The sequence below is a fragment of the Amycolatopsis albidoflavus genome (genome assembly GCF_039525725.1).
Classification (GTDB): domain Bacteria; phylum Actinomycetota; class Actinomycetes; order Mycobacteriales; family Pseudonocardiaceae; genus Amycolatopsis; species Amycolatopsis albidoflava.
Window position 1 is genome coordinate 600892 of sequence record NZ_BAAAHV010000005.1, and the last position, 21861, is coordinate 622752.

Genomic DNA, 21861 nt, shown 5'->3' on the forward strand with positions numbered 1-21861 from the left:
GGTAGGTTCGCGCAGGTCAAAAGTGCGTGCTCGGCACCGGCGGAGCAAGCAGAATGATCCCGTGACCGAAGACCGCTCGACCCTCTACGCCAGCTGGGACCGCACCCGCCGACACCTGGCCGCGGCACGCGCCGACATCAGCGACCAGCCGGACGTGGACCTCTCGATCGCAGACGACTTCATCAAGCACAACGAACTCGGCTTGGCGTTCGACTGCCTGGTCGAGATCGGCGACGACGTGAACGTGCGTGTGGCGTTCTGGCGAGCACTGGACGAGGCAGCGCGTGAAATGGGGCTGTACGACGAGCCGCGATCAGGTTCGGCCGGGCTCTGTCTAGAACGGTTGGCCGCAGCAGAGTGATCTGCTTCAGCTCTTGACCGGCACGGCCTTCTCGATCGCGTCGAGCATCGCCGACCAGGGCAGATCCCGACCGGGAGCGCTGCGCGGTTCGTGCAGCGGCCAGACGTCGTCACCGTAAAGCAGCTCGACGCCGACGCGCCGCAGGTTCTCGATGTGCATCTCCCAGAACGGCTGACGCGCATGCGCCGCGTTCACGCGCGGGAAGACCACCACCGGCAGATTGTGGATGCCGATGGCCTCGTTGACCTGCGTCAACGCCTGATTGTCCGCGATACCGAGCGACATCTTCGCGACCACGTTCGCCGAGGCCGGCGCGACCAGATAGCAGTCCGGCGCAGGATGCGGACTGCGCTCCGACGGCGACCGCGGCTCGACCCGCACCGGGTAGCCCGTGGCCTCCTCGATCTCCGCCAACGCACCCGACTCGGCCAGCCAGCGCCCAGCCGTCGGCGTCAACGTCACCGCGACCGTCCACCCCGCAGCCTGCGCAGGCCGGATCAGCTTCGGCAGCAAATCTTCAACCCCGCCAGCACCGGAACCGACCAGGCCGAGAACACGCGATGTCATCCGCCTACCTCACCGCGCCGCAGCGCTCAGCCAGCGCCAGCAGCGCCGAGGACTTCTTGCCCGCCGACGCCGGGGCACGCCGATACATCGACCGCACGACCTCCCGCACCATCGTGTTGTGCCGAACGACAGTCGGTGCCTTCGTCTCGGCCTCCAGCAACGCGTCAAGCGCTTCGTCGTCCTTCGCGACCAGGCTCAACGCCCGCGCGAAGTCGATCAGGTGCGTGACCTGCCGCTCCACCGGCAAGTGGTCGACGTTGATTTGGGGCGCGGACTCGATCACCTGCCCGACGTCGCCAAGATCCAGCGCCGCCGACAACCTGTGCAGCTCGACGTTCGCCGGTCCGAACCCGGTCTGCCAGTAGTTCGCATCGACGCCGAGCTGATCAGCCGCCCGGCCCGCATGGCCAAGAAGGTCATTCGCCGTCGACCGGTCCTGATGCCGAGCCGCGGCCACCGCAGTCCGGAGGTAAAGCATCCCGTACAGGCTCAACGCCGCCGGATCACCTTCGGCCATGCGCGGCAGCAACCACTTGGCCGCGACGTCGCCCAGCTCCAGCGCGTCATCGAACCGCCCCACCGCCAGCAGCGCGTGCGTCCCCGACCGCGCGGCCGACGCCAGCACCAGCGGATCGTCCGCGTCATCAGCGGCCTGCATCGCCCGTTCGGCCGCGATCCACGCGAGGTCAGCCTCACCGATCTTGCTCAGCGTGGTCGCCGCCAAGTGGTGAACCCGGGCCGACACCGCCGCGCACGCACGCTTGTACGTCGCATCGTCCGAGGAGGCGGCCTCCATCGCCTGACTGGTCTTGATCAGACCGGGCAGCGCCGCGACGACCCGGCCCAGTTCGCCGTTCTGGTAGCTGGACCAGGCACCTTCCACCAACTGTGCAACCGGCGCGGGATCGATGTACTCGGGAGACATCGCCGAGGAAAACAAGGTCCGGGAGAGCCGACGCGGAGCCATCAGCGCATCCCGAATCGCCGGGACGTCGTCGTTCTTCTCCTGGTCCTCCAGCAGGACTGGTTCGCCGAGCAAATCGCCCAATGTCACGCGCAGCGCCTGCGCGACCTCCGCAAGCACGTCCAGCCTGCGGATATCCCGCTCGCCGCGCTCGATCTTGCTCAGCCAGTCCTCGGAGCGGCCCACCAGGTCAGCAAGCACCGCCTGCGACAGCCCACGCCGCCGCCGGTAGAAGGCAATACGCTCCCCGATGCTGAGTTGGTCACCCGCACCTCGCATGACACCAGGCTAGCAGCCGAACACAGGCATCACTCCTGCGAACAAAACCCAAACCGAGAATCGTCGCTTACTAAGTCGCAGCAGCCACACGGACAACTTCGCAAGACCTCCGATAGACATCCCACGAAAAAATCGAGATTGGAATCACATCCAGGAATTCCGCTTTTATGATCAAAGGCGCAAACGTAGCGTAAATTACTCTCGCCACCGCCCCTTACTCAACAAGCCATAGGTGCCCACCTACGGACAAGCGGGTGTTTTTTGCCCATCGCTAATAGCGAAGACAACAGTTTTCTGATAAACACCTGGGCGCTGGTCGCAGATCTGCCTAAAGATCACATCCCCCTGCTTCACGCGCATAACCCTAGTGGTGTTCAAGTAGTACACAACTAATTCCCCATTTGCGGATTCCAATACACTCACAACTCGCTTTGGTTCACCCTTAACCTGGAAAACCTCAACCGGCAACCAGAAAGGAGCAGAAGCCAAGTTCAACAGAACCGCAAGGACTACGAGCGGAATCAGAAAAAAGCCGAGTCGATCATGAGCCCTGGAGAGTCGCCGATCTCTCCTAATCTCCTTGTCATAAACTTCCTTAAGCCTATCGACCTCCAGCTCCAGTTCGCGGACAAGTTCCTTTCGGCCCATCCCCCGTCTTTTCTTAATGAAATCATCGATATCGTCCTCCGGCGCACTTAAAACCGCCCTGTGCATGCACACTCTACCCAGAATCCCCATTATTGCCAGAACGGCAGCGATAATGACGGCGAAGATCGTGGAGAACGGTATTAGAAACAGTGAAGTAACAAGTAGCGCAAACTTGCAGGAATCGAAGAAAGAGTTCCTTGCGTTCCCGCCGCTCTGAAAATAGATACCCGTTGACCTAAAATCCATCAACAACGTCGTCATCGAGGTGAACTGAAGCAAGACCGAGGGAGCTACTGGAATCAAAGAACCAAAAAGAATAGTCTTGACATTCATTGAAGCGACCAGGGATGAAATTACCGCCGTGTCACCTTGTGAGATAAAAACAAGCCGTAGCGTCGATACACCGACCGTGGCAATCACCGTCAAGGCGCCAAAGTTGACCAGAACTGACTTCCATCTTCGAGACAGAGCAACGTACATACCTTCGGGACTTAGTTCGCCCTCCCGCTCCCCGCGAGGTCCCCTAGCTTCAGTATCGCCATCAGTTGAATCCGACACGAAGGAAACCTACCTCACACTCGAACGGCTGAGTCGGCAGCGGCGAGCCATTCCTTAAGCGTGCTGCCGAATTTGGCTCTATAGGATCAAGGCGCGCCGCCTGCGGCGGCGCAGTTGGTCACCTCGCGTACGGCGGGACTCGCCGTTGGCTGGGCAGGCCTCCGCTAGCGCTCCGGCCGGCCCGCCCGTCGAGTCCGCCGCACACTCACCCCGGGTGCGCACACTCCGCAGACGCCGAGTGGATCCTCACAGCCCAGCCCGCAGCACGTCACGCCTTCTACGAGCGGCACTGTCGCCCCTGCACGCCTTCGTCAGGAGTGAAACCCCATGGCGCGGGTCAGCCGGACCAGCATCGGCTGAGCCGGGACAACTGCACCGGCCTCGAACTGCACCACGTCTACGTGTGACACCCCAGCGACGTCCGCGAGCTGGGACCGCGTCCACCCCCGCTCCTCACGGATCAGCCGCACCACCAGACCTGAATCTTCCGCGTCCCAACGCGCCCGTTCCTGATCCTGGCGAAACCAGTCGACCGTCCCCGCCATGTCCCCACCGAGCCTCTCGCCATCAGCCAGTCCTCGTGCCTTGACCGATCCTACGCAAAGCAGCGCACCAGAGGTCCTTCGTGCGCATTTGAGCGTCTAGCGCCGAAACGACGGTCTCGACGCTAGATACCGCAGGGGCCAGGAAGACTGAGCAAGCAGTCGCCGAGCTCCAAAGCCACGAGACAGATTCACAGTTCCAGCCTCCCACCTCCGGCGTCGGGCCGTCATCCTCGTGCCCGATGATCGAACGCCGCGCCACCGGCATCAAGGGCGCCTCCGGCGTCGCTTCGCGATGAGCTTCGCTCACCCTTGACCCCGGCACCGCCGCACTCAAGCTGGCAGGGGCGAGAACGACGGATCAGACCGCCCGACGCCTCCCGCGGCCGCCACTCCGCATAGCCAGTCGGCAGACACAGCTAAGGGCCGGTCCGCCCAAGCCACAAAGGACTCAGGCAGACCGGCCTTGGGCCGCCTGTGGGCCGTCAGAGGTCCAAACCGGACCAGACTCAACCAGATCCGACCGACGCGAAAATGCAGGTCAGAGAGCTAAGCGGGCGAAGACCGGCAGGTCAGGAGCCCCCCTCGGCAGAAGTAGCACATTTACCAGAAGGAAGCATCCTGTACCGGTTGACCTGGGGACTCACGGCCAGATAGGGGCCGAAAGTGGGGTCCAGGACGCCACCGGGACGTCAGCCGCACAGCTCGAGGCCGCCGACGCCTGTCTGCCGCTGGACGGAACACTCCTGCCAGCAAACAGAGAGTCACCCGAAGATCACCCCACGCGACAGGCCGCTAGTCGGCCGGATCATCGCCCGCCAAGAGCTTCGTCAGTCCGGCTTCGTTCGCCAGCCGCTGGGTTTTCACCTCCTCCGCGAACCCGGCCGCGGCGGCTGACAGCTGGCGCAGCGAGTCCGCTCGTGACAGCGCGGACTCGGCCAGCCGCTCGATGGTTTCCGCGTATGGGGCGGCCTGCCGGCCGACCAGGAAGACACCGGCGCGATGGTGCGGGCAGTACACGATTTCCGTCTCGTCCCGCTGTCGGTACCAGCTGAACGCACCTTCCGTCACGGCCTGGCTCGGGACGAGCCGAACCTTCACCCTCTGCGAAATCTCCATGAGGTAGCGCGTCTGCCGCAGCATTACCTCGGCATCGCCGAAGTGGTTCCGCAGCGCCTCGGTCCCGACGAACAGCTGCGCTTCGATCGCCTCCGCGCCGAACAGAATCCTGTTGCGGCTCAAGCGGTTTTCCACGACTTGTTCCAGGATTTCCTTGTCCCGCAGCCCCGGACCGAACGCCAGCCGCGCGTAGTCGGGGATCTGCAACAAGTCCGGGATCTGCAGCGGAGCCCACACCGTGACCGAATCCGCGTTCCGTTCGTGCCCGGACAAGATCGCGTAGTGAGCCGTGTCCGCCTGCGACCCGCGCATGACCCAGCTAGACCCCGCCAGCTCGCGCGTCAGCGCCATGATCCTCGCCTTCTGCTCGCCGACCACTCCGAGCGCGCCCAGCACCCCCGCCACGTCCTCCTGCGTCGGAACCCGGTGGCCCAGCTCCCAGCACGAGAGCAGCGCCGGGTCGACCCCGATCCACCGGCCCAGCTCGCGCAAGCCGAAGCTCGCCTCGATCCGGGCATTCCGCAATGCCATGCCCAAAACACGCTCGTACGGAGCGGGCATCTCCGAATCTCGCATCCGCTGTCACCTCCAGCCGCGGATAGTGCCTGTCCCAAACTGCTGACACCTATTCACGCCGTTATCAGCCGCAGACGAGACCTCGACGGGGTACTCCACAGCAGCCGCGAACCCTGTCGGTTGGACCCCGCGCCCCAGCTCTACGGCGGAATCCCGGCCATGCCGCCGGCTTCGTCGGCGCCTGCCGCGCATCCCGAGCCAGCGCGACCGCCTCGCCACCAGCCCTCCTCGGTCACCCCATAGGGGGCTTCTGAATCGATTTTGTTTCCGGCGGGTTTTCGGGTTACCGTGTGCACCGTCACGTTCCCGCGACGCCAGCGCCGCCGTCTCGCGAACCCGTCACGAGCCGGGAGCTTGAGATGAGCAGCAGCCCGAACCCGACCGCCGCGGTGCACCGCGTTCTCGCCGACGTCACCGACCGGATCGCCGAGCGCAGTGCGGACACGCGCGCGGCGTACCTCGCCCGCAGCACGGCCGCTTTCGAGGAGGGGCCGGTCCGCCGCGGCCTCGCTTGCAGCAACCTCGCGCACGGTTTCGCCGCGATGGACGGCGTCGACAAGCAGGCGCTGCGGCAGCTCCGCGCGCCCGGCGTCGCGATCGTGTCCTCCTACAACGACATGCTCTCCGCGCACCAGCCGATGCAGGAATACCCTGCGTGGCTGAAGAAATCTGTCCGCGAGGCTGGCGGGGTCGCGCAGTTCGCGGGTGGGGTGCCCGCGATGTGCGACGGCATCACGCAAGGCCGGCCGGGCATGGAGTTGTCGCTGTTCAGCCGGGAAGTGATCGCGATGGCGACGGCGATCGCGTTGTCCCACGACATGTTCGACGCGGCGTTGCTGCTCGGTGTGTGCGACAAGATCGTGCCGGGACTGTTGATCGGCGCGCTGTCGTTCGGGCATCTTCCCGCGGTCCTCGTGCCTGCCGGGCCGATGAATTCCGGCTTGCCCAACAAGGAAAAAGCACGAGTGCGCCAGCTGTACGCGGAGGGGCTCGCGACGCGGGAAGACCTGCTCGACGCGGAAGCTGCGTCGTATCATTCCGCTGGCACCTGCACGTTTTACGGCACCGCCAACTCGAACCAGATGGTGGTCGAGGTGATGGGCCTGCACCTGCCGGGCGCCAGCTTCGTGCCGCCGAACACTCCGTTGCGCCAGGCGCTCACTGAGGAGGCCGGGCGGCGGGTCGTCGAACTGTCGCGAGGAGAGGCGTACACGCCGATTTCGCAGGTGCTGGACGAAAAAGCGTTCGTGAACGGCATCGTCGCGCTACTGGCCACTGGCGGGTCGACAAACCACACGATGCACCTGGTGGCGATCGCCGCGGCGGCCGGGATTCAGCTGAGCTGGGACGACTTCTCGGACCTGTCGGCGGTCGTGCCGCTGCTCGCGCGGGTGTATCCGAACGGCAGCGCGGACATCAACCACTTCCACGCGGCCGGCGGCATCCAGTTCCTCGTCGGCACGCTGCTCGACGCGGGACTGCTGCACGAGGACGTGCTCACTGTCGCGGGTCCCGGTCTGCGCCGGTACACGCAGGAGCCGATCCTGTCGGACGGTGAACTGGTGTGGCGAGACGTGCCGACGCGCAGCCTCGACGAAGAGGTGCTGCGTCCGGTGTGGCGGCCGTTCGCGCCGGACGGCGGGCTGCGGATGGTGGAGGGCAACTTGGGCCGGGCGGTCACGAAGGTGTCGGCGGTCGCGCCGGAGCACCGCGTGGTCGAGGCACCGGCGCGGGTGTTCACGTCGCAGGAAGCGTTCCGGGTCGCGTTCGAGGCCGGGGAGCTGGACCGGGACGTCGTCGTGGTGCTGCGGCAGCAGGGTCCGCAGGCGAACGGGATGCCGGAACTGCATGGTCTGACCCCGGCGTTGGGGGTGCTGATGGACCGTGGATTCCGGGTCGCGCTGCTCACCGACGGGCGGATGTCGGGGGCGTCGGGCAAGGTTCCGGCCGCGATCCAGGTGACGCCTGAGGCCGCGGTGGGCGGGCCGATCGCCCGGATCTCCGACGGCGACGTGATCCGGTTCGACGCCCGGTCCGGATCCCTCGACGTGCTGGTCGCGGACGACGAACTGGCACAGCGGGACCTGGCGGACGCTCCGCCGTCGGAGGCCGCGTGGAGCGGGACCGGTCGGGAGCTGTTCGGGGCGCTGCGCCGTGCGGTCGGCCCGGCTGACCAGGGCGCGAGCGTGTTCGGAGCGCTCACGCCGGAGCTGGACCTCGCCCGGGGCGTTCCGCCATTCGGAAGCGGGACAATGGACGCGTCCCCCTACGCTCTCCAGACCCAGGAGGTCGGTCAGTGACCACCGGCACGGACCTGCTCGCCCTGTCCCCCGTGATGCCCGTCGTGGTGATCGACGACGTCGACGACGCGGTCCCCACGGCCCGCGCCCTGCACGCCGGCGGGATCGGGGTGATCGAGCTGACCCTGCGCACGCCGGTCGCGCTGGCCGCGATCGAGCGGGTCGCCAAGGAGGTGCCGGACATCGTCGTGGGCGCCGGCACGGTGACGTCGCCGGAGCAGGCGAAGCAGGCCGCCGACGCGGGCGCGAAGTTCCTGGTGACGCCGGGGTGCACGGACGCGGTGCTGGACGCCGCCTTCGCCACCGGGCTGCCGTTCCTGCCGGGCGCGGCCACGGTGTCGGAGGCGATGCGGCTGGCCGAACGCGGGTTGAGCGCGCTGAAGTTCTTCCCGGCGGAAGCCAGCGGGGGCGCGGCGTTCTTGAAGTCGATCGCCGGGCCGCTGCCGCAGCTGCAGTTCTGCCCGACCGGCGGGATCACGGTGTCGTCGGCCCCGTCGTATCTGGCGCTGCCGAACGTCGGCTGCATCGGCGGATCGTGGCTGACGCCGTCGAAGCTGCTGGCGGCCAAGGACTTCGCTGCTGTCGAGAAGCTGGCCGCCGAAGCCGCCGCGCTGCGCTGAGCCGTTCCGGAAACCCGTCGCCTTCGTGTCGAAGGTGGCGGGTTTCTTGGTGGCGCGGCCGATCAGTCGATCGTCGCGTCGTCCAGCAGGCTGGATTCCGCGCCGAACTCGCGAAGCTCGTCGCGGATCACCGTGTACGCCAGTCCTTGCGGATAGCCCTTGCGCGCGAGGAATCCGAGCAGCCGACGGATCGCAGTCTGCTCGTCGACGTTCCCGAGCGACCTCAGCCGTTTTCGCACCAGCTCGCGAGCCCGTTGTTCCTCGGACTCCCGGTCGACTTCCTCCGCCGCTTGCGCCGCGATCTCGTCGTCGACGCCCTTGCGCCGCAACTCCGCGACCAGCGCCGTGCGCGACAACCCTTGGTTGGCGTGCCGGTCGCGAACCCAGGCTTCGGCGAACTCGGCGTCGTTGACGAGACCGGCCCGGTCCAGCTTGCCGAGCAGGGTTTCGCTGGTCTCGCTGTCGAAACCCTTGCGCCGCAACGTCTGCCGCAGCTCCTCGACCGCCCGCGGCCGGGCGGCGAGGAGGTCGAAGCAGATCTCCTTGGCCTTCTTGGCCCGCTCCTCCGGAGGCAACTCCATCGGATCGACCTTCGGTGCCCTGGCCACGACCGCACTCCCGTTCCCGGCGCCGCCCTCGCACGACGGCACCGTCACACCGTTTTCCACCCGGTGCCGAACACCGCCGGTTCAGCACCGTCTCGCCTTCAGCCGGCCGCACCGCGGCCGACGAAACTCACACCGGACCGGACCCTGACCAGCCTCCGCGCCAGCGAATCCCAGCACCGGCAGCCCGCGCGCACGCCGCCTCGAGCCGGCTTGCGCACACCGCGCCGACCGGCCCTAGCCGCAATCGGTCACGAACCGCTGACCGACCAGCCGCAACCAGCTCACGATCTGCCGACCGACCCAGCCACAACCGCTCGCGATTCGCCGACCGCACTCAACCGCAGCCGCTCACAATCCGCTGACCGCGCTCAACCGCAACCGCTCACGATCCGCCGACCGCACTCAACCGCGATCACTCACGATCCGCCGACCGCGCTCAGCCGTCCCGCACCCAGTCAGGGAACCCTCTCCCCGCCAGGCAGCAAGACACCGACGCCTCCGTCCGGAACACCGCCATGCCCGAAGATCCCGTCGCGGCGAAACCGCACCGGAACCCCGGTTTCAGCGGCAGCCCGGCGCGCGGCCCGAGCCCGGCGCGCGGCCCGAGCACCGGGGAGGGAACCTGCCGATCCCCTCCCCTCCCCGGATCAGAAGTCGACCGGCGCGGGCACTGCCTCGGCTTCGGCGTCGACCTGCGGGCCGATGTTGAGCTTCTCCTTGATGCGTTTCTCTATCTCGTTGGCGATGTCCGGGTTGTCGCGCAGGAACTTCCGCGCGTTCTCCTTGCCCTGGCCGAGCTGGTCGCCCTCGTACGTGTACCAGGCACCCGACTTGCGCAGAATGCCCTGGTCGACGCCCATGTCGATGAGCGAGCCCTCGCGGGAGACGCCCACGCCGTAGAGGATGTCGAACTCGGCCTGCTTGAAGGGCGGGGCCATCTTGTTCTTGACGACCTTGACGCGAGTGCGGTTGCCGACCGGCTCGCCGCCGTCCTTGAGCGTTTCGATGCGGCGGACGTCGAGGCGGACCGAGGCGTAGAACTTGAGCGCCTTGCCGCCGGTCGTGGTCTCCGGCGAGCCGAACATGACGCCGATCTTCTCGCGCAGCTGGTTGATGAAGATCGCGGTGGTGCCGGAGTTGTTCATCGCACCAGTCATCTTGCGCAGCGCCTGGCTCATCAGGCGGGCCTGGAGGCCGACGTGCGAGTCGCCCATCTCGCCCTCGATCTCGGCGCGCGGCACGAGCGCGGCCACGGAGTCGATGACCAGGATGTCGAGCGCGCCGGAGCGGATCAGCATGTCCGCGATCTCCAGCGCCTGCTCGCCGGTGTCCGGCTGGGACACGAGCAGCGCGTCGGTGTCGACGCCGAGCTTCCTGGCGTACTCCGGGTCCAGCGCGTGCTCCGCGTCGATAAACGCCGCGATGCCGCCGTTGCGCTGCGCGTTCGCCACCGCGTGCAGGGCGACCGTGGTCTTACCGGAGGATTCCGGGCCGTAGACCTCGATGACGCGGCCGCGGGGCAGGCCGCCGATGCCGAGCGCGACGTCGAGGGCGATCGCGCCGGTGGGGATCACGGAGACGGGCGGGCGGTTGTCCTCGCCGAGGCGCATCACCGAGCCCTTGCCGTACTGCTTGTCGATCTGCGCAAGGGCAAGCTCGAGCGCCTTGTCCTTGTCGGGTGCTGCTGGCATGGAAGTCCACCTCGCTGGTTGGGGCCTGTGTCTGTTCGGTTGTCCGGATCAAGCTCGTCCGGGGGTTCAAGCTCTGTCCGGTCCGACGCTACGGGGAGGGACCGACAATTCCAGGCGCGGCGACTGATCTGTGGATCGCTGACCCCGTTGTGCACAACACCATAGACGAACAGGTGTTCGAGGTTCACAGCGACACGCCCATCCGGCGAGGTTTTCGCCCGCTGCCGCCTCCGGAACCGGAACCCCCAGGTCAGCGCCGTTCCGGTGGCACCTCGAACTCGACGCAGACCGCTCGCCAGATCTCCTTGGCCGACGTCCCCGAGTTCAGCGCCTCTTCGACCGTGCGCCCGCCGAGCCCGCTGAACACGTGGTCCTTGGCGAGCATCTCGGCGCGTCCGGACCCGAACTCCTCGGCCATCAGCCGTCGGAACACCGTGATACGCATCGGGCGAATGCTAGCTTTCCCGCTCCGCCGGGGATCACTCCCCCGGCTGGACGTTCTGTTCGAAGTAGTCGGCCAGCGCGCCCGGCGTGGCCGCCTGCCCGCCGGAATTCACCTGATAGAGGAACCCGACGAGGGGCCGGTCCTTCACCGTGAACACGAGGACCGCCGACGACTGCCCGGCCGCCGCCGAGTAGTGGCCTTCGAGGGCGTTGCCCTTCCAGTCCGCTTCGGTGCGATCGCCGCCCGCGGAGGACAGCAGTCCGTCGGTGTACTGCTTCAGCTCCGCTGCCGACTGCCCCTGCACGTACGTCACCTGAGTGCCCGCGCGTCCCGGCGCGGCGCACGTCGACGCGGCTCCGAGGCTCTTCGCCGGCGCGGCCGGACCGTTGCCCATGCCGGGAGCGCAGCCGCCGTTGTCAGCGACCTTGCCGGCCAGCTGACGCATGCAGCCGGTCAGTCCGGACGAGTCGGCTTGCCCCGGCGTACGGCACTCGTCAGCGGTGTACGTCTTCACCGACGAACCTTGTGTCGTGAGAAACACGGTCAACCCTGCGGCGAGCACGACCACCACAGCCGCCGCGATGCCGATCAACAGCTTGGTGCGGCTCTTCTTCTCCGGCGCAGCGGGCGTGTACGTCGGGAAGTTGGACGGCGCCGGCGAAGGCTGGAACGGCGGCATCTGCTGTGGCTGCGTCGGCGAGTACGCCGGGTAGTTGCCTTGTGGCGCAACAGGCGGCGCGTACGGCGCACCTGATGCCACCTGGCCCTCGACGTTCTGCGTACGCATCGACAGTCCGTCTTTAGCGACATGCTGCGCACCCAACGCGACAGCAGTCTCAGGCTGGTCAAGGCTCGTCGGGACAACGCCGAGCTTCTCCGCGATCATCGACCCGACCAGCGGTAACCGGCTCGAACCGCCGACGAGGTAGATGCCGACGAGACGATCCGAGGTCAGCCCAGCCGAACGCAGCGTCCGCGAAAGCAGCTCCACGCTGCGCAGCATGGCCGGACGCACCAAGCCTTCGAGCTCTCCGCGCGTGACGAGCACGTCCTTGAACGGCTCCGGCATCGGCACCTCTGTCTGCGGATGCCGAGACAGTGCTTCCTTCGCGGCCTTCACGTCTTCCTGCAGCGCGCGTCGCGTACGCCGGTCCGCAGTGGACTCGGGGCGAAGCAGTCGCTGCCAGCGCTGCGGGTCCGAGTGCGACACCTCGCGTCCGACGTGGACCATCAGCGCTTGGTCTACGTCGAGGCCGCCGAGATCGGGCAGACCGTCCTCGGCGAGCACTGTGTAGCCGTTCTGGTTCGCGCCGACGACTGCGACGTCGAAGGTGCCCGCGCCGAGGTCGTACACCGCGAGAGCTTGTCCAGGAGCCAGCGCGCGCTCAGGGAACGAAGCGAAGTGCGCCGCGGCGGCGACCGGCTCCGGCACGAGGACTACGTTTCCGCGAATGCCCGCAAGCCGCGCCGCGCTCAGCAGTACGTTGCGGCGCACCGGACCCCACTGCGCGGGGTGTGTGAGCCGGACCTCGTCCGGCTGTTCCCCGCCGAGCTGGCGCGTGGTCTCGTCGAGCACCCGGCGCAGGATCGCGGCCAGCGCTTCGTTGACCGGCACGACGTCTGTGCCGAGCAGCAGCGTCTGCTCGTCGATGCGCCGTTTAGGGTTGGGTTCGAACCGTGTCGGGTCGAGCCGCGCACGACGTTCGGCGTCCCGGCCGACCATGAGCGTGCCGTCTTCCCCGGCGAAGACCGCGGAGGGCATGTTGGCCGACCCGTCGACCTCTACGACGCGAGGCGGCCTGCCGTGCGCGGAAAGGACGGCAACGGTGTTGGACGTCCCGAGGTCCACCGACAGGATCCGCACAGTAATTTCCCCTCGACTCAAGCAGCGCTGGCGGAGATGCTGCCACGTGCCCGGTCACCGTGCGTGCGGACCCGCGAAACTCGCGACGCACGCAACCCCGGGAAACAACGGAACGTCTCGTCTTCCGAGGACGGGGAGGCAATGACAGAGCTAGTGGACAAGACTCGCCGAGACCAGTTCGGACAGACCGCGGCGAGCGGTCCGGCGAACCGATGGCGGGTCGCGGCGGGCAAATGGAGCCGCTCCGGCTACGTGCACGCGGCAGTGCTGTACCTCGTGGCGCGGCTGGTCGGACTCGGCGCGCTCGCCGCCATGGCCGCGCCCCGGGACTTGCCGTTGGGCGAACGCCTGCAGTCCTGGGACGGCTGGTGGTACCTGCAGATCGCGGAGCACAGCTACACCGGCGTGAGCAATCCGCTCGACGCCGCCGGACTGCCGTATCCCGACGCGTCGTACGGGTACTTCCCGCTGTACCCGGCCTTGACCGGCATGCTCGAGAAGCTGCCCGGGGTGTCGTACTTCGGCGCGGGCATCCTCCTGTCGACGCTCGCCGGAATCGCGGCGGCGACGGCGATGTACCGAATCGGCCGGTTCGTCCACAGCCATCGAGCGGGGTTGCTGCTCGCTGTGTTGTGGGGCGCCGCGCCGATGGCGATCGCCGAGAGCATGGTGATGACCGAGGCGCTCTTCACCGCGTGCGCCGCGTGGGCGCTGGTCGGCGTGCTCGAACGCAAGTGGTACCTCGCTGCTACCGCGACGCTGTTCGCCGGGCTCACCCGGTCCACCGCGTGTGTGCTGGTCGCTGTCGTGGTGATCGCCGCGGCCGTCGACGTGTGGCGGAACCGACAGCGGTGGAACGCGCTGGTGTGCGTCTTCGTCGCGCCGCTCGGCCTGCTCGGGTACTGGGCTTTCGTCGCGGTGCAGACCGGCAGTTTGACCGGCTGGCAGGATGTGGAGCTCCGCGGCTGGAACACGCGTTTCGACACCGGTGCCGAAGCGTGGAAGTGGATCACGCAGACGCTTTTCACCTCGGGTAACGCGTGGGAGACGCTCGTCGTGCTCGTGACGCTCTCGGCGATCGCGCTCGCGGTCGTCTCCGTGACTGGCCGCCGGATGCCGTGGCCGTTGGCGGCGTATGCGGTGGGGGTCGTGGTGCTGGTCCTGTGCAGTGCCGGGCTGCCTGCCCTGAAGTCGAGGTTCCTGCTGCCGGACTTCGCGCTCCTGCTGCCCGTCGCGATGGGGCTGGCCGGTCGCAAGAAGTCCACGATGATCGCCGCGACGACCGTGTTCGTGCTGGTCGGGGCCTGGTATTCGGCCTATTCGCTGACCGTGTGGAAGTACGCGATCTAAGCCGATCGCCTCACCCACACGAGCGAATCCGGCCCGGACCGCTCTGCCCGGGCCCCGGAAATTGTCGGGGGCGCCGCGCATGATGGATCCCGTGGCAAACGACGTCCTCGACCTCTTCACCCCGGCGACCAGCACCTGGTTCGCCGGAGCCTTCGCCGCCCCGACGGCCGCGCAGGAAGGGGCCTGGCGGGCCGCACACGCCGGGCAGCACGCCCTGGTCGTGGCGCCCACCGGGTCCGGCAAGACGCTGTCCGCGTTCCTGTGGGCGCTGGACCGGCTGGCGGCGGAACCTCCGCCGGCGAATCCGCGCGAGCGGTGCCGGATCCTCTACGTCTCGCCGCTGAAAGCGCTGGCGGTCGACGTGCAGCGCAACCTGCGCGCGCCGCTGGCGGGCATCTCGCAGGCCGCGCACCGGCTCGGCTTGCCCGCGCCGGAGATCGAGGTCGGCATGCGCACCGGCGACACCACGGCGGCGGAGCGCCGGTCGTTCGGGAAAACCCCGCCGGACGTGCTGGTCACCACGCCGGAGTCGCTGTTTCTCATCCTCACGTCCTCGGCGCGGGAATCGCTGAAGGGTGTCGAGACGGTGATCGTCGACGAGGTGCACGCCGTCGCGGGCGGCAAACGCGGCGCGCACCTGGCGTTGTCGCTGGAACGGCTCGACGCGCTGCTGCCCAAGCCTGCCCAGCGCATCGGGCTGTCGGCCACCGTGCGCCCGATCGACGAGGTGAGCGCGTTCCTCGCCGGCGGCCGCCCGGTCACCGTCGTGCAGCCGAAACTCGCGAAGACCATCGAGGTGCGGGTGGAGGTGCCCGTCGAGGACATGGCGAACCTCGACGGCCCGGCACCGTCGCCGATGGAGCGGCTCGACGACCTCACGTCGCTGTCGCAGTTGCCGTCGGAAGGCGGAATCGGCACCCAGGAAGAGGTCGCGGGCGCGGCGGTGAAGCGGCCGTCGATCTGGCCCGCGGTCGAGGAACGGGTGCTGGAGCTGATCCGCGCGCACCGCTCCACCATTGTGTTCGGCAACTCGCGGCGGCTCACCGAACGGCTCACCGCTCGGCTCAACGAACTCGCGTCCGAGCAGGCCGGTCTGTCTCAGGGCGACTCGTTCCCGGCCGAGGCGGTCGGGCAGTCCGGTGTCACGTCGGGTGCGGAGCCGGTCATCGCGCGGGCGCACCACGGGTCGATGTCCCGCGAGCAGCGCACCCACGTCGAAGAAGAGCTGAAGTCCGGGCGGCTGCCGTGCGTGGTGGCCACGTCGTCGCTCGAACTCGGCATCGACATGGGCGCGGTGGATCTGGTCGTGCAGATCGAGGCTCCGCCCACCGTGGCGTCCGGGCTGCAGCGCGTCGGCCGGGCCGGGCACCAGGTCGGCGCGGTGTCGTCCGGTGTGATGTTCCCGAAGTTCCGCGGCGATCTGGTGTCGTGCGCGGTGGTCGCGGAGCGGATGGCGACCGGGGCGATCGAGGCGGTGCGGTACCCGCGCAACCCGCTCGACGTGCTGGCCCAGCACGTCGTGGCGATGGTGGCGCTCGAACCGTGGACGGTGCCGGAGCTGGCGGCGCTGGTCCGGCGGGCGGCTCCGTTCAGCTCGCTGCCGGACGACGCGCTGCACGCGGTGCTCGACATGCTCGCCGGCCGCTATCCGAGCGAGGAGTTCGGCGAACTGCGGGCGCGGATCACGTGGGACCGGGTCGGCGGCGAACTGCACGGGCGGCCGGGTTCGCAGCGGCTGGCCGTCACCTCCGGCGGCACCATCCCGGACCGCGGGCTGTTCACCGTGATGACGCCGGGCGACGAAGGCAAACCCGGCTCGCGCGTGGGCGAGTTCGACGAGGAGATGGTGTACGAATCGCGGGTCGGCGACACGATCCTGCTCGGCACCTCGTCGTGGCGGATCACCGAGATCACCCATGACCGGGTGATCGTCGTGCCCGCCCCCGGCCAGCCCGCCCGGATGCCGTTCTGGAAGGGCGACGCCGCGGGACGCCCGCTGGAACTGGGGCGGGCGCTCGGCGCGTTCGTCCGCGAACTGTCCACTTCGGACACGGCGGCGGCGAGGGACCGGGCCGCCGCGGCCGGGCTCGACCAGCGCGCCTGCGACAACCTGCTGGCGTATCTGGAAGAACAGAAGTCGGCGACCCGGCACGTGCCGAACGACCGGGTCATCCTGCTCGAACGCTACCGCGACGAGCTGGGCGACTGGCGGATCGTGCTGCACTCGCCGTTCGGCGCGCAGGTCAACGCTCCGTGGGCGCTCGCGATCGCCGCGCGGCTGCGGGAAAACCGCGGCGTCGACGCCCAGGTGGCGCACTCCGACGACGGCATCGTGCTGCGGCTGCCCGACGCACTCGACGCCGACGGCGGAGAAGTCACCATCGGAGCCGACGACGTCCTGCTGGATCCGGAGGAGGTCGAGCAGCTGATCGTGGCGGAGGTCGGCGGCTCGGCGGTCTTCGCGGCGCGGTTCCGGGAGTGCGCCGCACGCTCGCTGCTTCTGCCGCGGCGTGATCCGCGGCGGCGCACGCCGTTGTGGCAGCAACGGCAACGGGCGTCGCAGCTGTTGTCGGTGGCAGCGAAGTACGAGCGGTTCCCGGTCGTGCTGGAGGCCATGCGCGAGGTCCTGCAGGACGTTTACGACGTCGGCGGTCTGCGCGAGCTGATGTCCGACGTCCGCGCGCGCAAGGTGCGGCTGGTCGAGGTGGAGACTCCGGCGGCGTCGCCGTTCGCACGGAGCCTGTTGTTCGGCTACGTCGGGATGTTCCTGTACGAGACGGACGCCCCGCTGGCCGAACGGAGGGCCGCGGCGCTGTCGCTGGATTCCGCGCTGCTGGCCGAATTGCTGGGCACGGAAGCGATTCGCGAGCTGCTCGATCCGGAGGCCGTGGCCGAGGTCGAACGGTCGTTGCAGCGGCTCGATCCGGACCGGCACGCAAGGTCGGCGGAGGACGCGGCGGACTTGCTTCGGTTCCTCGGAGATCTGTCCGTCACGGAAGCCGCGGAACGAGGGATCCAGCCGGAATGGCTGGCGGAACTCGCCTCGGCGCGGCGTGCGATCCAGGTGCGCATCGGCGGCGAGGAGCGGTATCTGGCCATCGAGGACGCCGGACGGGTGCGAGACGCGCTGGGCGTCGCGCTTCCGGTCGGCGTGCCCGAGGCGTTCACCGAGCCGGTGGCGGATCCGGTGGGCGATCTGCTCGGCCGCTACGCGCGGACTCACGGTCCGTTCTCCGCGACCGCTGCGGCAGATCGGTTCGGGCTGGGCACAGCCGTCGTCACCGGTGTGCTCGACCGGCTCACCGGTGAAGGCAGGCTCGTCCGCGGCGAGCTGAGTCCGGTCGGGCATCCGGAAACCCATGGCGTGGGCGTCGAATACTGCGAGGCGGCCGTGCTGCGGCGGTTGCGGCGCGCGTCGCTCGCCCGGCTGCGGGCAGAGGTCGAGCCCGTGGAACCGGCGGCGCTGGGCCGGTTCTTGCCCGCGTGGCACGGAATCGGCGCGCGGCTGCGGTCCGCGCCGACGGCCGACGACGTGCTGTCGGTGGTCGAACAACTGGCAGGCGCGCCTCTGCCAGCGAGCGCGGTGGAGTCACTGATCCTGCCCAGCCGGTTGCCGGGCTACTCCCCCGCGCTGCTCGACGAACTCACCACCGCGGGCGAGGTCACCTGGGCAGGCTGCGGCGCGCTCTCCGGCGGGGACGGCTGGCTGGCGCTGGCTCCGTCCGACGTCGCGGATCTGCTGCTGCCCGAGGTCGAGGAGAATCCGCCGACCAGCCCGTTGCACGAAGCGATCGTGACGACGTTGGAAGGCGGAGCGCTGTTCTTCCGGCAGCTCGTCGACCGGGTCACCCCCGGCCTGGAGCAACCGCCGGACGACGGTGCCGTGCTGGCCGCGTTGTGGGATCTGGTGTGGGCCGGGCTGGTCACCGGCGACACACTCGCGCCGCTGCGTGCGCAGGTCGCCGGCCATGGCGCGCACAAACCGCGGCGGCAAGCACCACGCGGCCGGTACGCCCGCATGCGCGCCGGGCGTCCGGCGATGCCCTCACGCTCCGGGCCGCCGACCGCGGCCGGCCGATGGGCGCTGACCCCGCTTCGGGAGGCCGAGCCGACGCGTCGCGCACATGCCCGCACCGAGGCGTTCCTGGAACGGCACGGCGTCCTCACCCGCGGCGCGCTCGACACCGAACGGGTCACCGGCGGTTTTTCCGGGATCTACAAGGTGTTGCGCGGCATGGAAGACACCGGACAGGTCATCCGCGGTTATGTCGTCGAAGGTCTCGGCGCCGCCCAGTTCGCCGCGAAGGGCGCAGTCGACCGGCTGCGCGCCCTCTCCAGCACCGCACCCGCCGCGGGCCGCAACGACAACGCTCGTGCCGTAGTTCTCGCCGCCGCGGATCCAGCACAGCCGTACGGCGCGGCGCTGTCCTGGCCCGCCGCAACCGGTGACACGAAACACCGGCCGGCGCGCAAGGCCGGAGCGCTGGCGGTGCTGGTCGACGGAATCCCAGCCCTGTACGTCGAACGCGGCGGCCGCTCCTTGCTGAGCTTCACTGAGGAACGCGGTTCGCTGCAGGCCGCCGCGGCGGCCTTGTCGACTGCGGTCCGGGAGGGATGGTTGGGCCAGTTGGCCGTCCAGCGCGCGGACGGAGAGCACGCGCTGACGTCTGAGCTGGCCGAGATCCTGCAGGAAGCCGGCTTCCGTGCGACGCCGAAGGGACTTCGTTTGAGAGCTTGACACTGCCTGGGTTGTTGCTCGGCCTAGCCATGAACGTGGGCGCGTCCGGCCCATGGTCCCGCCCGACCGGCCGTCTTCGTCGCGCGGCCAGCGGGCGCGCGACGGACCCGCGTCGGGGAAGCAGGTGGTGTCACTAGACTTCTCGTGGCCCCTCGGTGGACAAAAGGACGTTCGATCATGGCGATGCGCGAGTTGCGCTACTTCGGTGACCCGGTGCTCAAGTCCGTGTGCGACCCGGTGACCACGTTCGACAGCAAGATCGAGGCGCTGGTGAAGGACCTCCTCGACAGCGTGCAGCCGGAGGGCCGGGCGGGGCTCGCGGCACCGCAGATCGGGGTCGGGCTGCGGGTGTTCAGCTACGACGTCGGCGGGTTGACCGGGTACGTCATCAACCCGGAGATCGCCCATCTCTCCGAGGAGACGCACGAAATCGGCGAGGGCTGCCTGTCCGTGCCGGAGCTGTGGTTCCCGACAGTCCGCGCGAAGCACGCTGTCGTGCGCGGCGTCGACCTGCGCAACGAGCCGATCGAGGTCGAGGGCGTCGACGTGCTGGCCCAATGCCTCCAGCACGAAACCGACCACCTCGACGGAAAGCTCTACCTCGACCGGCTCACTCCCGACCGGAAGAAGCAGGCGCTGCGCGAGGCGCGGGGCAAAGACTGGTTCTGGAACCGCTGACCGTCCGCGGAGCCCTGGGCGTCTCGGGCATCCGAGCCGTCTGGGACGTCTGGGCGGCGAGGAGTCGCAGCACCGTGTCGTCGTCCGGGCTGGTTTCGACGTGCAGTCCGGCGCGAGCAGCAGTCCGGACCATCGCGTCGTTGCCCGGAAGACAGACCGCGGTCAGTTCCGTGGTCCCGTCCGCCCCGGCGAGGGCGACCAGCCGAGTGAGCAACGCCGTGCCGATTCCCTGTCGCTGCCAAGCATCCTCGACGAGCAGCGACACCTCGGCCGTGCCGTCGCGCTGAGGGATGAGCTGTCCGAACCCGATCACGTCCCGACCGCACACCGCGAGCAAGCTGGTTCCGCGCGGCGGCATGAGCAAGCGGTGCAGCCATTTTCGGGGCACCGTACGCAGCCCGGTGTGGTAGCGGTTGAACAATGTCTTCGCCGAACAGCGAAGATGCACCGCGCCGATCGCATCGATGTCGCGCGGAGTACCGATCCGCAGAACGACCGCGGCCCCGTCCGGACGGTCAAGCACCATCGGCCCGGCCAGATTCTGCTCCGCCGCGGCGAGTAATTCCAGGAACGCCGCAGCCTGAGCAAGTTCGGATTCGGCGAACGCCACCCACCGCCGCCGCGCGACGAACGCCTGCCCGTCGCCGAAGGGAAAGACCGCCCGGTGCCCGCCCTCCGTGCGCGCCGGGTTGGATTCGTTCGCGGGAACTAGCGTGACGAGGTCGGCGGACAGGACCGACCGCAGCATCGGAGCACGGCAACCGGGATCAGCAATCGCCCGGCGAGCGGCGCTGAGGGCCGTTGCAGTCGAATCGCGAAGTCCGCAAACGCTGGTTTCGACAGCCGCCTCTCGCACGGCGGCGCGTGCGGGTGCTGCCGGGGCGCGCAGGTCTCCAGTCCCGATGCACAACTCCCCCGCGACGGGGAGCGCAGTCGCCGCACGGGGTTCCGCGGTACCGGCTCCAATTGCGGTCTCCTGAACAGCGGCGAATCCGTTCGCTGCCGAGGCAGTCGACTCCCGGATTGCGGCATCGTCGTCAGACTTCCCCAGCACGAGCGATTGAACTGCAGCAGGCTTCCGCCCTGCGGCGTAGCTATCGGATTTTCCCAGCGCGAGCGGTTGAGATGCGGCAGGCTCCCGGACCGCAGCGTCGCCATCGGACTCCCCCAGCGCGAGCGGCTGGACTGCAGCAGGCTTCCGGACTGCGACATCACCATCCGACTCCCCCAGCGCAAGCGGCTGAGCTGCAGCAGGGTTCCGGACGCCGGTGCCGGAAGTGGCCTCTCGATCGGCAGTGAAAGCGCTTGCTCCAGGGCCGCGCAATTCTCCGACGACGGAATCAGCGGGCGGGTTCTCCGCACCCGGGAGCGGATTTGTCGCAGAGCGTTCGCTGGCGTCGGCTTCAGAACGGGGCGTCTGGTCAGCCGCCGACGCGGACGAAGCATGGCGTTCGCGCGCAGGAATCTCGGCGCGCATCTCCCGGTCGGCGCGGAACGCAGTTGCGTCCGGAACACCGTATTCCCCGGTATCAGGCGCGGCGGCTGCCGTCCGGTCGGGGGCGGGGGTGTCCGTGATCAGGGCGAGGAGTTCTCGGGCGGCGGCCTCGGCGATCGAATCCTCGGGGGCGGGGGCTGGTGCGCGGAGTTCGGGGAGGGCGGTTTCGGTCATTCCCAGGCAATCGCCGCCTTCGTCGCGGAGGGCGTCTATCAGGAGGTGTTGGGGCAGACCGGTTGCGGGGCGCAGCACGAACTCGTCCAGGACGCCGCCGGGTATGGGGTGTCTGGTGAGGCCGACGATGCGGCATTCGAGGTCGGCTAGCCGGATCGCGAAGCGGGCCAGCGTTCCGGGGTAGTCGTCGGAGCGTACGCGTACTCGCCAGGCTCGGGCCGGTGGGCGGTTTTCCTTGGGGTTGCTGGGGTTTGATTCGGAGCGCGCGAGGTGCTCCGACTCGT

General features: G+C 68.5%; 17 protein-coding genes. 7 read left to right on the plus strand and 10 right to left on the minus strand.

All coding sequences use genetic code 11. The features are described from left to right. Nucleotides 1-61 precede the first annotated feature (61 nt). Nucleotides 62-361, plus strand: coding sequence for a MafI family immunity protein (locus ABD156_RS07300; RefSeq protein ID WP_344268005.1), 300 nt, complete (start codon nt 62-64; stop codon nt 359-361). A gap of 6 nt (nt 362-367) precedes the next feature. On the opposite strand, the gene ABD156_RS07305 is transcribed toward ABD156_RS07300, so the two are convergent. The 5 genes from ABD156_RS07305 to ABD156_RS07325 all read right to left on the minus strand — a co-directional run bounded on the left by ABD156_RS07305 (nt 368) and on the right by ABD156_RS07325 (nt 5614). Then, nucleotides 368-928 (minus strand): flavoprotein, encoded by a 561-nt coding sequence (locus ABD156_RS07305; protein ID WP_344268007.1) that lies wholly within the window; start codon nt 926-928, stop codon nt 368-370. 4 nt (nt 929-932) lie between these two features. After that, on the minus strand, nt 933-2171 hold the full coding sequence (locus tag ABD156_RS07310) for a helix-turn-helix domain-containing protein (RefSeq protein WP_344268009.1): 1239 nt from the start codon (nt 2169-2171) through the stop codon (nt 933-935). Between the two features lie 240 nt (nt 2172-2411). Then, a complete protein-coding gene (locus tag ABD156_RS07315) occupies nt 2412-3377 on the minus strand; it encodes a hypothetical protein (RefSeq protein WP_344268011.1) in 966 nt (321 codons plus the stop codon). A 311-nt stretch (nt 3378-3688) separates the two neighbouring features. Further along, on the minus strand, nt 3689-3922 hold the full coding sequence (locus ABD156_RS07320) for a helix-turn-helix domain-containing protein (RefSeq protein ID WP_344268013.1): 234 nt from the start codon (nt 3920-3922) through the stop codon (nt 3689-3691). 792 nt (nt 3923-4714) lie between these two features. After that, a complete protein-coding gene (locus ABD156_RS07325; RefSeq protein ID WP_344268015.1) occupies nt 4715-5614 on the minus strand; it encodes a helix-turn-helix domain-containing protein in 900 nt (299 codons plus the stop codon). A gap of 359 nt (nt 5615-5973) precedes the next feature. Here ABD156_RS07325 and edd point away from each other — a divergent pair, with 359 nt between their 5' ends. Both edd and eda read left to right on the plus strand, forming a co-directional pair. Beyond that, a complete protein-coding gene (gene edd, locus ABD156_RS07330; RefSeq protein WP_344268017.1) occupies nt 5974-7914 on the plus strand; it encodes a phosphogluconate dehydratase in 1941 nt (646 codons plus the stop codon). Further along, on the plus strand, nt 7911-8534 hold the full coding sequence (gene eda, locus ABD156_RS07335) for a bifunctional 4-hydroxy-2-oxoglutarate aldolase/2-dehydro-3-deoxy-phosphogluconate aldolase (RefSeq protein ID WP_344268019.1): 624 nt from the start codon (nt 7911-7913) through the stop codon (nt 8532-8534). The genes edd and eda overlap by 4 nt, the downstream gene beginning before the upstream one ends. Nucleotides 8535-8596: 62 nt before the next feature. Here the strand turns inward: eda and ABD156_RS07340 are convergent, their stop codons facing one another. The 4 genes from ABD156_RS07340 to ABD156_RS07355 all read right to left on the minus strand — a co-directional run bounded on the left by ABD156_RS07340 (nt 8597) and on the right by ABD156_RS07355 (nt 13142). Next, complete coding sequence (locus ABD156_RS07340) at nt 8597-9115, minus strand: regulatory protein RecX (protein ID WP_344268021.1); 519 nt, start codon at nt 9113-9115, stop codon at nt 8597-8599. Between the two features lie 674 nt (nt 9116-9789). Next, nucleotides 9790-10833: a recombinase RecA gene (gene recA, locus ABD156_RS07345; RefSeq protein WP_344268023.1), complete on the minus strand. Its 1044-nt coding sequence runs from the start codon at nt 10831-10833 to the stop codon at nt 9790-9792. Between the two features lie 250 nt (nt 10834-11083). Further along, nucleotides 11084-11278 (minus strand): DUF3046 domain-containing protein, encoded by a 195-nt coding sequence (locus tag ABD156_RS07350; RefSeq protein WP_344268025.1) that lies wholly within the window; start codon nt 11276-11278, stop codon nt 11084-11086. A 34-nt stretch (nt 11279-11312) separates the two neighbouring features. Beyond that, nucleotides 11313-13142, minus strand: coding sequence for an Hsp70 family protein (locus ABD156_RS07355; protein WP_344268027.1), 1830 nt, complete (start codon nt 13140-13142; stop codon nt 11313-11315). A gap of 141 nt (nt 13143-13283) precedes the next feature. Between ABD156_RS07355 and ABD156_RS07360 the strand changes: the two genes are divergently transcribed. From ABD156_RS07360 to def, 3 genes are all read left to right on the plus strand, one after another. Next, a complete protein-coding gene (locus tag ABD156_RS07360; RefSeq protein ID WP_344268029.1) occupies nt 13284-14492 on the plus strand; it encodes a hypothetical protein in 1209 nt (402 codons plus the stop codon). Nucleotides 14493-14571: 79 nt separating this feature from the next. Then, entirely contained in the window at nt 14572-19230 is a 4659-nt protein-coding gene (locus tag ABD156_RS07365; protein ID WP_425546102.1) for an ATP-dependent helicase, read from the plus strand. A 177-nt stretch (nt 19231-19407) separates the two neighbouring features. After that, on the plus strand, nt 19408-19908 hold the full coding sequence (gene def, locus ABD156_RS07370; RefSeq protein ID WP_037809726.1) for a peptide deformylase: 501 nt from the start codon (nt 19408-19410) through the stop codon (nt 19906-19908). Here def and ABD156_RS07375 read toward each other — a convergent pair. Then, complete coding sequence (locus ABD156_RS07375) at nt 19841-20656, minus strand: GNAT family N-acetyltransferase (RefSeq protein WP_344268559.1); 816 nt, start codon at nt 20654-20656, stop codon at nt 19841-19843. The genes def and ABD156_RS07375 overlap by 68 nt on opposite strands. A 696-nt stretch (nt 20657-21352) precedes the next feature. On the opposite strand from ABD156_RS07375, the gene ABD156_RS47795 reads away from it, so the two are divergent. Beyond that, a complete protein-coding gene (locus ABD156_RS47795) occupies nt 21353-21727 on the plus strand; it encodes a hypothetical protein (protein ID WP_377925985.1) in 375 nt (124 codons plus the stop codon). Nucleotides 21728-21861: the final 134 nt, after the last annotated feature.